The 12827-nt window shown below is 59.5% G+C and carries 8 protein-coding genes and 1 pseudogene; all 9 read right to left on the reverse strand.

The window, feature by feature from the left end:
• Nucleotides 1-56: 56 nt before the first annotated feature.
• Nucleotides 57-1823: a single-stranded-DNA-specific exonuclease RecJ gene (locus tag CSC70_RS09345; protein ID WP_130522619.1), complete on the reverse strand. Its 1767-nt coding sequence runs from the start codon at nucleotides 1821-1823 to the stop codon at nucleotides 57-59.
• Nucleotides 1820-2326 carry a hypothetical protein gene (locus CSC70_RS09350; RefSeq protein ID WP_130522620.1) on the reverse strand — a complete coding sequence of 169 codons (507 nt, stop codon included), beginning with the start codon at nucleotides 2324-2326 and terminating at the stop codon, nucleotides 1820-1822. The genes CSC70_RS09345 and CSC70_RS09350 overlap by 4 nt, the downstream gene beginning before the upstream one ends.
• Nucleotides 2323-4464 carry a hypothetical protein gene (locus CSC70_RS09355; protein ID WP_162456376.1) on the reverse strand — a complete coding sequence of 714 codons (2142 nt, stop codon included), beginning with the start codon at nucleotides 4462-4464 and terminating at the stop codon, nucleotides 2323-2325. The genes CSC70_RS09350 and CSC70_RS09355 overlap by 4 nt, the downstream gene beginning before the upstream one ends.
• A gap of 1 nt (nucleotide 4465) precedes the next feature.
• On the reverse strand, nucleotides 4466-6061 hold the full coding sequence (locus CSC70_RS09360) for a site-specific integrase (RefSeq protein ID WP_162456377.1): 1596 nt from the start codon (nucleotides 6059-6061) through the stop codon (nucleotides 4466-4468).
• Nucleotides 6043-7233 (reverse strand): tyrosine-type recombinase/integrase, encoded by a 1191-nt coding sequence (locus tag CSC70_RS09365; RefSeq protein ID WP_130522623.1) that lies wholly within the window; start codon nucleotides 7231-7233, stop codon nucleotides 6043-6045. Before CSC70_RS09365 ends, CSC70_RS09360 begins: the two co-directional genes overlap by 19 nt.
• 236 nt (nucleotides 7234-7469) lie before the next feature.
• Nucleotides 7470-8174: pseudogene (locus tag CSC70_RS09370) on the reverse strand (single-stranded-DNA-specific exonuclease RecJ); the annotation flags it as partial.
• On the reverse strand, nucleotides 8171-9091 hold the full coding sequence (locus tag CSC70_RS09375) for a phosphoglycerate mutase (protein WP_162456379.1): 921 nt from the start codon (nucleotides 9089-9091) through the stop codon (nucleotides 8171-8173). The pseudogene CSC70_RS09370 and the gene CSC70_RS09375, both read right to left, overlap by 4 nt.
• A gap of 7 nt (nucleotides 9092-9098) precedes the next feature.
• Entirely contained in the window at nucleotides 9099-9563 is a 465-nt protein-coding gene (gene greA / locus CSC70_RS09380; RefSeq protein WP_484573205.1) for a transcription elongation factor GreA, read from the reverse strand.
• Between the two features lie 8 nt (nucleotides 9564-9571).
• Nucleotides 9572-12820: a carbamoyl-phosphate synthase large subunit gene (gene carB, locus CSC70_RS09385; protein ID WP_162456381.1), complete on the reverse strand. Its 3249-nt coding sequence runs from the start codon at nucleotides 12818-12820 to the stop codon at nucleotides 9572-9574.
• Between the last annotated feature and the right edge of the window lie 7 nt (nucleotides 12821-12827).

Raw genomic sequence — 12827 nt, forward strand, 5'->3', positions numbered from 1 at the left:
GACGGTTCTGTCCCACTCATTTCGCAACGCGTGGCTAGGTCATCCAAACTGCACAATCAACGCAAATCGATCCCCCGAATTATCAGCTGCAGCCGGGTGTTGCCGCGGTAACTTTGCGCATCCAGACAATAAGCAAACGTCACGCTGACTCCAACACTGACAGGAGGGTTCCCCTCTTTGTTGGCTCCAAACCAGACCGCATCGATGTCAGTTGCGCTGTTTGAGAGCCGTAACTTCAAGTGGGTTCCGTCGCCAATCAGGCGCATATCGTTCACGCGCCAAGTACCCATGAATATTGGCTGCTCGAATTCTCGGCCATAGGGCTCCAACGCCGACAACTCGCGTACATGATCTAAACCAGGTGCTTCGAGCAACCCGTCAACTAGCAGATACGGTGATGGCAGTTCTTCGCCATAGGCTTCTTTGACACACGTATCCCATGCATCAACCAAGGTGGGAATATCGCTTCGCTTCACCTTGAGCCCGCCCGCACCACGATGCCCGCCAGCGCTCAACAATAGGCCTGGCCAGCGTTGTTTAATTAATGTCAGCGCTTGCAGGACGTTAACGTGCGGCGTTGTTCGTATTGATCCGGTGGCAATGCTCTCGTCACTCGCAAGCGGCGATAGGCATATCGTTGGCAATCCGAACTGCTCCACCATTCGAGTGGCGGTAATACCGTGAACCCCTGCATGCGACCGTTCCCCCAGCCATAGACAGAGTCCGAGTCGCCCATCGCGGATACCGGCTTTAGCCAAAGGTTCTGCAATACTGCGCAGTGTCGCTTCAATGTCCTTTCGCTCGCGATTGTTGGAATCAAGTTCCTGGAGGATGCGGAATGCCTCCTCCTCGCTGGTGGCACACAGAAACTCCACCCCCAGCATGGCATCGGTTAGCCGGCCTCTAGCATTTATGCGTGTCGCGATCTGAAATGCAATATCGGCAGCTGTCCAGTCCCCTTCCTTCTTTAGCAAGCGGCGCATAGCTTGCCAACAAGGTCGCGGCTTCGAATTCATCAAACGGAGCCCGCGCTGCACGATCATTCGATTGTTTAGCGAGTACGCAAGAGACGACGCGTCCGCAATGGTCCCAACCGCGCAATAATCTAGAAGATCAGAGACACGTGGCGATTCCGGGGTTAAAGACCCACGCTCAATTAACAGCTCGCGAGTAGCCGCCATGACCAGCAATGCGGTATGGCAACCGGCTATCGCCTTATCTGGAAATTTGCTATCGCGCCGCACCGGGTTCACCACGGCATGAGCTGATTGCGGCGGCCCTTCTTCGGGAATGCCGTGATGATCCGTCACCACGACGGAATGGCCAGCAGCGACCAACCGGGAGATTCGCATCTCATCGGTACTCCCCTGATCCGCCGTAATAATGCACGTGCTTGGCGGAAGCTGAGGGAGCATGCGATCGACTAGCGCATCGCTGAGGCCGTACCCCTCGATCATCTTATGCGAGAGAAAACTATAGATTCGGCCAACCGGATACCCCATCGCCACTAGAGCGTTTTTGAGAATCGCGTGGGAAGTGGCGCCATCAGCATCGTGATCAGTAACCAGAGCAATTGGTGTGTGCGCAGAGATTGCGTCGGCAAGGTGCCCGGAGGCCTTATCAATGTCGGGCAATGCGTGCGGCCCATCGATCTCGTTAGGCGATGGGATAATTAGGGAGCGAAGCTGCGAGAAGGAAACCCCATGTAATCGACCTGATATCACCCGCGCCTGCAACGGCGTATAGCCGAGACTAATGGCCTGCTCCTCCACAGGCTTATCGCGCGATCGATCCTTAAGCATCATGTTTGTGCTGTCTGTCATCGCCCAGGCTTTCCTGCAGAAGGCTTGATTGGGAAGACATTGCTGCCTGCCTTCCGACTCTTGACTGCAGAAATGTCACCCCCACAGAACAGGCAAGCTGAAGCCTCCTTGCATTCCTCTGCCAGAAGCGGGGTCAGCAAAGGCGTTATATCCGCGGAGCTGTGGTGAAACCGCCTATATATTTCGACATGATGCTGTCGAAGCGCTTGAACTTGACGTTGAGCCACAGCTAGTTCTTCTTGCAGCCGTTCGTTTTGAGCGCGGAACAGCGCAATCAATGCTTCGCCTGAAGTAGATCGGCGCCCTGCCTTCAACGATTTCAGCGTTTCCGCTACAACATGATCATAACGCCTTAGAGTCGTTCTCGATGCGGGCACACGTGCCGAAACCTCGCTCGCATTGAATACGTAGCCCTTCCCGAGCTTCGCCGCCTCATCCGCCAACTCATGAATTACCGTGCGAATGCGACCAGACAATTCTTCACCGCGAAGTTGTTTTCTCATTTCGCTACAACCTCGACTCCGAGCCCCATCTGCTCCAGCTTGAGGGTCGTATTACTGAAAATACGCAGGTAATGACTGAACATGGGAGACTCCGAAGGAATAACTTTCAGCGCCACCTGCGCCTCGCTACGAAGGCGTCTGATCTCAGCGACATGCCCAGAATTGTTGCGATCTACGATCAGATGCTCGCAAGCGCCACTATTCTCCTCACTATCTCCACCGCAGGTGAAACAGCTGAGATAGTGTGGGCACGGGTTCATTGCCCAATTTAGGGTACACAGACCGTGCGGCATGATGTTTATCATTCGCAGTGCACCCGCCAGATATTCCTCCGCTTGCTCTCTAGAGATATCCGCCAGACGCGAATATGTGTCGCTGATCTCGCCGACGATCACTCCGTCTCGCACGGCATTCCTTAAGCGTTCTGCTCGCTCTTCGCTCGACGTTTGGTCATATGTGGCATTCTGACCGACGTCCTTGCGACCAAAGATCAGAGCAATCTGCTGCTGACTAAGACCGCCTCGCTGATACTGTGTGTTGAGCCAGTGCCGCACGTCATGCCAAGTAAACTTGGCGATCTCGCCTGTCCTTGGATCTACAATCCCGAATCTCTGAAAAACACTAATCTTTGTTTTTCCATCATTTCGACTTAGCCACCGCGCCAAGTCGGTGACGGTGACCGCTAGAAAATCGCTAGTGCGAGAATTTCCACCCCGGCCGCGCCTGCGGAGCAGCAACGCCTCGTGAGCTTCCAGGTATGACTCTCCCCCTGGGCCTCTAATGAGGGCAAATGATCGTTTGAATTGGGCCTCCAGGCCTTCATCTCTAACCGGATTCGGATAAAACTCTCCTCGCAACTGCATTTCTCTGGCGTCTTGAATGATCGCTCGGACAGACGGATACAGCTTGTGTGTTGTGGTTCGCGCGCGCAGCTTGAATTGATTCTCGTTAATGAGTCGAGGATCGAAATTCCAACTGCGTATTTCCTTCCCCTTGCAGGTCATGGTGCGGAGCTCACCTGCGCGGGCGGCACGCTGCTCGGCCAGCATCCTTTCCAGGCTCATGTACGTCACGCCCAGTCTGCGACCTGCTTCAGACTTATTACCACCGCACTCCTCTAACGTGCCGATCGCATCGATCAGCTTCTTCTTGAACTTGTGCCAAACCGCATCGGGATTAATGAGCCGATTGGCTGGATCTGCGGTCCATTCGTGCGCGAATTTTGATGTGAAGTAGCATGCAGCCGCCTCATTGGAAGACACCTTAAGCCAATCGACTGGCTCATTCTCACGCTGTTGCGCGGCAAGCTTTCGCAAATCCTCGGTGGAAGATTTCAATGCGGAAACAGCGGCACGGATTGCCGGCACTAGACTGGGAGGCACCACCTTTGGAACGGGACGCCCTTTCTTCTCGGGGAAGTACAGCAATTGCAAGGCGCCATCGTGCTCGATGAGACAATTTTCCGGCAAATTCGCCAACTCGCCCACACGAAATCCGGCCCCGACATCGATAGTGAAAATCTGCAGATAGAAGCGATCGATGTCACTTATATCGTCTCTTGAATTGACAGCAATCAGGTCGCGTATGACCTCGTCTGGCATTAACTTTTCATGGCGACCTGCATCATTGCCCTTGCGCCCGTGCTTAGCTGGCTTCTTCATGCCGGAGACGTAGCTCAGTCTCGATCGCGTCCGCAAATTCAGCCACTTCGCGAACGTCGCGAGCACCTTGCATAGTCCGTATGCGCCCGCAGCTGCGCGATTCTTTCTGATCCGCCGTTCTGCAGCGTAGAAATCTTCGTTCTTGAGCGTGTCGAATGACCGTGCCCCGAGAACTTCCCCTAAAATTGCCACGACCGTTAAGCGGGCCTGAGCCGAACCTTCTCCAAGATTTCGTGTCATCCGTCCATGGAGAATCCAAATCTTGCATGCCGCCTTCAAGTTGGCATGAACGATCTTGTCAAAGTAGAGGTATCTGCTGATGCCATTGCCAGGACGTAACACCCATGAAATTACATTCCATTGATCCGATTCGAATGACGCTCCAGGCGGAATCAAGGCGAGCAAATGCGACCCCAACTCCGAAATTGAGGAATCCGCCGTGTGCTCATGCAGCCAACGAGAAAGTGCGGCCGACATCCTAATGCCCCTCTTCAATAGCCGTGATCACGTCTTTGATCCCGGCGTATACCTGTTCAAAATCCTTGCCCAATTTGCTGCGCTCTTTTCCAGCCTCGGCATGGCTCCATCGTTCATGTTCGCGCTGGACATACTTCATTGAAGCGCTGTGATCGCCATCCCGCCACGCTTGAAAATGTGGGCATCCTCCGTAGCACGCCCAAAACGGATGAGTTGGGCACGCCCCGCTGCTGCCACATGAGCCAACGACAGCGGGGGCGCCCGAGTGAAAATCGGGAACGAGAATTTGCTTCTCTCCTAACGCAGGTACAACCACGCCTTGAAAGAAGGCCGCATTAAGACCGGCGAATAGCCCGCCTAGTGCACGGTCTGCTCGCTCGATGGCAGGCAGCAACTCCGAAGCCACCGCATCAATGTAGGCCTGAGCCGATGTAGGATCATCGTGCTCGAAGATTGTCTGGATTTCGTCTCGAGGAGTACCCTGCATGGCAAGACGCGTTCCGCCGGTATGACGAACGCGCTTCGCTCCAAAAACAAGTACCTTTCCAGTCCTTGGACTGACGATATTGCTTTCAATACTCCATCGACGCAGCAATCTGGTCATGGTGCCCGTAGGTACCTGCCCATGCTCATGCCACTCCATCGGAAGTTCTAGACCGTATTGATCGCGCGAACCGATAGTGGTTGCATTTCGATTGTTGCCGCCTTGTTTTCTGCCTGGCACGACAATCAATCGGTCGAATTTTTCCTGTAGAGCCAAGAGTAATGGGCGGTCGCCCAATGCCTGTATCGATTTCCCCAGCGCCTCGCTTACAGGCCACAACTCGGCAACATCGCCCGTTTGCGCCTTTACCTTCGGAATTCTTAAAAAGTATTGCCAGCGTTGCCCCTTATAGGTGACCAAGGCATCTTTGCGCATACCAAGTAGTTGCAGTGGACGCTTATAGGTCTCAAAGAGAATCCAGCCAAAAACCCGGATAATGCATTCAACATCAGATTCATCACCTACGGGCATGGCCAATGCGCGTCGGGCCAGTTCCGACTCCCCCGACGTGTATGCCCCAGTCTCTGCATTCCAGGTCAGTACGTCCTGCATGCCCGCCGGTTGTGGCCACGCGACCCATTCGTCCATTTCCAGTGCGATAGCTGGGCTCGCTCCCGCCATTGATCGCTGAGCCATCTCCCTATAGAAGATTCGGAGCATTGTTCGAGCTTCTTTTGAAAGCAGCACCCACATTGCTGCCCATTCCTTGATGGACAGAGCGCCAAGCCCACCTGAAAGCTCTATCCCCAGACTGTTTGCCGCCATAACAAGGCCATGCAACATCCGATGCACGTGCTGCGCCCACGACGCGGATTTGGTTCGCAATTGCTCCAATGCAATAACTTGCAAAGGCTCAACAACAGCATTTGACAGTCCGCCCTGTCGCCAATCCAACCTCCTCGCTGAACCACCCAGGCTGAACCGCCAGACATCATCCGTTACGTCGATAAACACTGGGGCGTCTGGATTGAATTCATTGCGGACGAATTTGCGTCCGTCCGAACCTTCCCACAGGCCAGTTTCATGGTTCTGCATCATTGCAATGCCGTCCATGACCAGTTCTCATTTTCGGATCGCATCACTCCCTTCGCTCGGTCGGCTCGAGCACGTCTTGAATAGATCTCAAGGCTCTTTTCGCTCTCCCAGCCACCCCAGTACACAAGATCCTGCAGTTCCTGATTGGTCTTGGCGCGCAGGTACATCCGATTGAAGAAGGCGTGTCGTGCCAGATGCCAGTGGAAGTTGATGCCAGTTGCCGCCTTGATCGCGGACGCCACATCATTCGCAGTGCTGATAGAAAGCGGCTTACCGTTCGTTGCTACGATCAGGAATGGATGGGGAAGGACCCACCGATATACCTGGCGGCCATGCTCCTTGACCGAGGCGCGACGAAAGCGAGTCGTGTATTGGGCAATTAGATGCGGAAACCTGGTCTCCTTCCATAGAAAGCGAAGGTCGCGACTTAGGGTTTTTGGCCTTGGGGCATGCGCTCCTCTCGAGTCAATCACTCCGTCGTCACGCTCTTCGATCCTGACGACACTAATGTAGTTGCGACCCAACGCCGGACAGTCCTGGAGCCTCAGGCTTAGCACCTCACCAAGTCGCAAGCCGAACTCAATCGTCAATCTCCAAAGTAGATAGTCCCGCCATGCAATATCTTGGCCGACGTTCCTACTTCTATTTTCAGGTAATAGAAATTCTTCGATCCGCGCCAGTTCTTCGTCCGTCAGATCTGGCGCTACTCTCTTCTTCCGCGTCTTGATCCGTGTCCTTGTCCACTCGCGACCTTGCGAGTTGGCAAGAAGTTCGATTTGCATAACGCGTTCTGCGACTGCTGAATTCGATGTCGCATACTGAGTTATGAAATGCACACAGATTTGTCGGCAGAAGTGCAGGGTCTGGTTGTGTGTGGTTCTCGATTCAGGCGTGAGCCTTGCTTTCCCGTCCTCACCTAGCCGTACCCGCAACCAGGCCGAGAAAGCGGAGATCTGCGACGGCGCCAAGCCTTCACCACTCAGGAGTTGTGCATCCAAGTCAACGCCGCGCTCGTCAGCCCATGAGTACAAGCTTGCGATCCCGTATAGCGATCCTGACCTTGTCTTCTGCGAGTCGCTCTTCTGAGCGAGATGCGTTTCATAGATGGACGACGCGATCGGCAGTCGACCGGATTCGCGATGCATCAAGACGTACCGGCTGGTTGCGTCCTGATCCAGGAACGGAATCACCCTATACGCCAAGCTAACTCGGTCAGGCCTCAAAGTGAACACCTATGAAGTTTATATCATTGATATAAATAGACTTATCTATAAGTCCAATACATGCCGCGCCTAAGACGTTAACGAAAGTTGCGTAGAAGGGCAACCAGTCAATATCCCTCTCAGGATTTAGGGGGGCAAAGACCGATCTAGGGCAGGTCTAGGAGCTTTGACCCTAGAAGAAAGTGTCCAGATCCGCCCCCACCTAAGTCGGCGACCGTGCCGACCGCGACCAGGTCCAGCAGTTCTGCCAGTTCCGGTTGTGGTTCGGCCAGCCGGCCCACGTCGCGCAAGGCCGCACGCAACGCAACCAGCACGTAGAACATCACCCCGACCCCGGCCAGCGACTTGCTAGGAAAGCCGTCGCCGGGCAGGTTCGGATTGACGATAGCGTCGGCCGCCGGCAGCGTCTCGCCGGGAAGGTGGTGATCGGTCACCAGCACCTGCCAGCCCTTGTCCCGCGCCAGGCGAATGCCGGCATGGCAGGCGATGCCGTGATCGACGGTGACCAGCAACTCCGGCTGCAACACCGCCAGTTCCTCGACCAGCCCGGGCGACAGGCCGTAACCGTGCGCGATCCGGTTCGGTACCGCCGGGCTGACCCGCGTTGCCCCCAGCATGCGCAAGCCGCGCACGGCCAGTGCGCAGGCGGTGGCGCCATCGCAGTCGAAATCGCCGACCACGACGATGTGGCGGTCGGTTTCGATCGCCTTCATCAGCAGATCCACGGCCTGCGGTATGCCCATCAGGGCCTGCGGCGGCGGCAGGCTCGCCAACCCCGGCTGCGCCTGCGCCGGATCCCTCACCCCGCGTGCTGCATAGATCCGCTGCAGCAAAGGCGGCAGCGTCGCCGGCCATCCGCCGCCGACTTCGGCCGCGGCACGACGACGAATCTTCGGCGCGGGCGTCATGCGTCCAGCGCCCGCATTCCACGTCGCCAGAACCGCCAGCGCTGTCCACGGCGAAGGCGAAACTGCGCACCATCGGCAAAGTCCAGTTGCATCACGTTGAGCCGTCCGCGCTTCAGTTCCTCCAGCAGCGGCAGCACGACTTGATCGACCAGTGCCTGCAGCGAACGCAGGTGGCGTAGGTCGATCAGCACATTGCCCTCGCCGTCCTCGCGCTCGTCCAGGCCGGCGGCACGACCCAACGCACGCAGCAACGGATCGGCCGACTGTACCCGCGTCGCGGACGCTGCGACCGAATCGGGCAGCAGGCCCGCGCCCCAGAACCACAGCGAATTGACCGCCGCCTGACCGCGAGCGGCGCGCTGCCGGTTCCACGGATGGTTGTGCAGGATCACCTGCGTCTCGCTGAGCAGTGCCCGCCAGCGACGGCCGGCATCGCCTGGCGGCAGATGTGCGTATAGGTCATCACCCAATGCCTCTTCGGGCGCCGCGAAGGTTGGCAGGCGGGCGCCTTCCGGCAAGCGCAGGTACCAGCGCGACGGCGACGGCGCATCCAGCGCGAAACCGGCGTCGCCGAACAGCGGGCGCAACGCAGGCAGCAGTTCCGCCAAGTCTTCGGCCTGCAATTGCAGCGCCTCGCCATGCGCCAGCATGCGTGCGCCGTCGATATCGGGCGCGATGTGGACCGGATCGGCACGCAGCCAGCAGGCGCCGGCGGCATCGCCAGCGTCCAGTTGCCGGGTCAGCGCCGCCACTGGCCAGTGATCGGGCAGCAGGCGGAAATGCCGCCGCAGCTGCGCGGTTTCGCCGCTTTCGCCCTGCTCGCGATCGGCCCGCGCCAGCGCCCGCCCGAATGCGTCCGGCAAGGTCTGCCGGCCGAGACGCGGGCGTTCTGCCAGCAGCAGCGTGGCCGAAGGCATCGGCGCCTCAGCCGAGGTAGGCGACGCCGACGATCTCGTATTCGCGACGTCCGCCGGGAGCGTCCAGGGTGACGGCATCGCCTTCGTGCTTGCCGATCAGCGCCCGCGCCAACGGCGACGAGACCGCGATCAGCGCCTGCTTGATGTCCGCCTCCAGATCGCCGACGATCTGGTAGCGCTTCTCCTCGTCGGTCTCGACATCGGCCAGGGTCACGGTGGCGCCGAACACCACCCGCGAACCGGCATCCAGCTTGCTGACGTCGATGATCTCGGCATGCGATATCTCGCCCTCCAGCTGCTTGATCCGGCCCTCGATGAAGCCCTGCTGCTCGCGCGCGGCGTGGTACTCGGCGTTTTCCTTCAGGTCGCCGTGTGCGCGCGCTTCGGCGATCGCGTTGATCACCGCCGGCCGCTTGACCGACTTCAGTTCTTCCAGTTCGGCACGCAGGCGCTGCGCGCCCTGCATGGTCATCGGTGCTCTCATGCCTGCTTCCTCGTTTCGGCGTGCAGTTCCTGCAAGGCCCATACCGGCCCGCTGCCACGGAAATCCAGCGAGTGCAGCAAGGCGCGCGCGCCGGCGATGGTGGTCGAATAGGTCACGCGGTGCTGCAGGGCTTCGCGACGGATCGAGAACGAGTCGGAAATCGCCTGCCGCCCTTCGGTGGTGTTGACGATGTAGGCGATCTCGCCGTTCTTGATCAGGTCGACCACGTGCGGGCGGCCCTCGGCGACCTTGTTGATCGGCTCGCACTCGATGCCATGTTCGCGCAGCCAGGTAGCCGTGCCGGCAGTCGCGACCAGCGAGTACCCGCGTTCCAGCAGCGCATGCACCACCGGCAGCACCCGCGGCTTGTCCGGGTCGCGCACCGAGACGAAGGCCTTGCCTTGCGGCGGTGCCTTGATGCTGGCCGCTTCCTGCGCACGCGCGAACGCGGCGCCGAAATTCCGGCCCACTCCCATCACCTCGCCGGTGGAACGCATTTCCGGCCCCAGGATCGGGTCCACGCCCTGGAACTTGGCGAACGGGAAGATCGCTTCCTTCACCGAGAAGTAGTCCGGGACGATCTCGCGGGTGGCGCCCTGCTCGGCCAGGGTCTGCCCGGCCATACAGCGCGCGGCGATCTTGGCCAGCGGCTGGCCGATCGCCTTGGACACGAACGGCACCGTGCGCGAGGCGCGCGGGTTGACCTCCAGCAGGTAGATCGTTTCCTGCCCCGACTCGTCGGCCTGCACCGCGAACTGGGTGTTCATCAGGCCGACCACGTTCAGCGCGTTGGCCAGCGCCATCACCTGCTCGCGCAGCCGGTCCTGCACCTCGCGCGACAGCGAATACGGCGGCAGCGAGCACGACGAATCGCCAGAATGCACGCCGGCCTCCTCGATGTGTTCCATCACCCCACCGATCAGCACCTTGCCATCCTGGTCGGCGATCACGTCGACATCGACTTCGACCGCATTGTCGAGGAAGCGGTCCAGCAGCACCGGCGAATCGTTGGACACCTTGACCGCATCGCGCATGTAGCGCGCCAGGTCGGCGTCGGCGTGCACCACTTCCATCGCCCGGCCGCCGAGCACGTAGCTGGGGCGCACGACCAGCGGATAGCCGATCTCGCGCGCCAGTACCAGCGCCTCGTCCTCGCTGCGCGCGGTGCGGTTGGGCGGCTGCTTCAGGCCCAGATCGTCGACCAGTTGCTGGAAACGTTCACGATCCTCGGCCAGGTCGATCGAGTCCGGCGAAGTGCCGATGATCGGCACGCCATTGGCCTCCAAGGCACGCGCCAGCTTCAGCGGGGTTTGCCCACCGTACTGCACGATCACGCCCTTCGGCTTTTCCAACTCGACGATTTCCAGTACGTCTTCCAGCGTCAGCGGCTCGAAGTACAGGCGATCGGACGTGTCGTAATCGGTGGAAACGGTCTCCGGGTTGCAGTTGACCATGATGGTCTCGTACCCGTCTTCGCGCAGCGCCAGCGCCGCATGCACGCAGCAGTAGTCGAACTCGATGCCCTGGCCGATCCGGTTTGGGCCGCCACCGAGCACGATGATCTTGTCGCGGTCGGTCGGCGCAGCCTCGCATTCGTCCTCGTAGGTCGAATACATGTAGGCGGTGGTGGTGGCGAACTCGGCCGCGCAGGAATCCACCCGCTTGTACACCGGCCGGACCCCGTGCGCGCGGCGCAGCGCGCGAATCGCCTGCTCGTCGCTGCCGACCAGCTGGGCCAGGCGCGCATCCGAGAAGCCCATCCGTTTCAGCCGGCGCAGGTGTTTCGCATCCAGCGCATCGATGCCGGCCGCGGCGACTTCGCCCTCGACCGCGACAATCTCCTCGATCTGATCGAGGAACCACGGATCGACCCACGACAGCGCGAACACCTCCTCGATCGACATCCCGGCACGGAACGCATCGGCCAGATAGAACAGGCGCTCCGGCCCCGGTTCCTTGAGCTCGCGCCTCAGGGTGGAAAGATCGCCTTCGTCGGTCAGGTCCAGTTCGGTCGGATCGAAGCCGACCTTGCCGGTTTCCAGTCCACGCAGGGCCTTCTGCACCGACTCCTGGAAGGTGCGGCCCATCGCCATGACTTCGCCGACCGACTTCATCTGCGTAGTCAGGCGCGCATCGGCCTGCGGGAATTTCTCGAACGCGAAACGCGGAATCTTGGTGACCACGTAGTCGATGCTGGGCTCAAACGATGCCGGGGTCAGGCCGCCGGTGATCTCGTTCTTCAGCTCGTCCAGGGTGTAGCCCACCGCCAGCTTGGCCGCGACCTTGGCGATCGGGAAACCGGTGGCCTTCGACGCCAACGCCGAGGAACGCGACACCCGCGGATTCATCTCGATCACCACCACCCGGCCGTTGTCCGGGTTGATGCCGAACTGCACGTTGGAGCCGCCGGTATCGACGCCGATCTTGCGCAGCACCGCGATCGAGGCGTCGCGCAGGCGCTGGTATTCCTTGTCGGTCAGGGTCTGCGCCGGGGCGACGGTGATGCTGTCGCCGGTATGCACGCCCATCGGGTCAAGATTCTCGATCGAGCAGACGATGATGCAGTTGTCCGCGGTGTCGCGAACCACCTCCATCTCGAACTCCTTCCAGCCCAGCACCGACTCCTCGACCAGCACCTCGTGCACCGGCGACAGGTCCAGGCCGCGTTTGACGATGGCCTCGAATTCCTCGCGGTTGTAGGCGATGCCGCCGCCGCTGCCGCCGAGGGTAAAGCTGGGGCGGATGATGGTGGGATAGCCGACACTGGCCTGGATCTCCACCGCCTGCTCGAAGGTCTTGGCGACCTCGGCACGCGGGCACTCCAGGCCGATCTCCTGCATCGCCACCCGGAACAGTTCGCGATCCTCGGCCATGCGGATGGCTTCGCGCTTGGCGCCGATCAACTCGACGCCATGCTTCTCCAGCACACCATTGTCGGCTAGGTCCAGCGCGCAATTCAGCGCGGTCTGCCCGCCCATCGTCGGCAGCAGCGCGTCTGGCTTCTCCTTGGCGATGATCTTCTCAACCGTCTGCCAGTGGATCGGCTCGATGTAGACCGCATCGGCCATCTCCGGGTCAGTCATGATCGTGGCCGGGTTGCTGTTGACCAGCACCACCCGATAACCCTCGTCGCGCAGGGCCTTGCAGGCCTGCGCACCGGAGTAATCGAACTCGCAGGCCTGACCGATGACGATCGGGCCTGCGCCGATGATCAGGATGGTCTTGATGTCGTTGCGCTTTGGCATGAAAAAC

Origin of the sequence: Pseudoxanthomonas kalamensis DSM 18571 (assembly GCF_010211745.1) — a bacterium.
In the GTDB taxonomy this organism is placed as follows: domain Bacteria; phylum Pseudomonadota; class Gammaproteobacteria; order Xanthomonadales; family Xanthomonadaceae; genus Pseudoxanthomonas_A; species Pseudoxanthomonas_A kalamensis.

Coding starts and splice junctions, on each gene's coding strand:
- CSC70_RS09345 (WP_130522619.1), bottom strand. CDS start 1,823: ATGACAGACAGCACAAACATGATGCTTAAGGATCGATCGCGCGATAAG.
- CSC70_RS09350 (WP_130522620.1), bottom strand. CDS start 2,326: ATGAGAAAACAACTTCGCGGTGAAGAATTGTCTGGTCGCATTCGCACG.
- CSC70_RS09355 (WP_162456376.1), bottom strand. CDS start 4,464: ATGTCGGCCGCACTTTCTCGTTGGCTGCATGAGCACACGGCGGATTCC.
- CSC70_RS09360 (WP_162456377.1), bottom strand. CDS start 6,061: ATGGACGGCATTGCAATGATGCAGAACCATGAAACTGGCCTGTGGGAA.
- CSC70_RS09375 (WP_162456379.1), bottom strand. CDS start 9,091: ATGCCTTCGGCCACGCTGCTGCTGGCAGAACGCCCGCGTCTCGGCCGG.
- greA (WP_484573205.1), bottom strand. CDS start 9,563: ATGACCATGCAGGGCGCGCAGCGCCTGCGTGCCGAACTGGAAGAACTG.
- carB (WP_162456381.1), bottom strand. CDS start 12,820: ATGCCAAAGCGCAACGACATCAAGACCATCCTGATCATCGGCGCAGGC.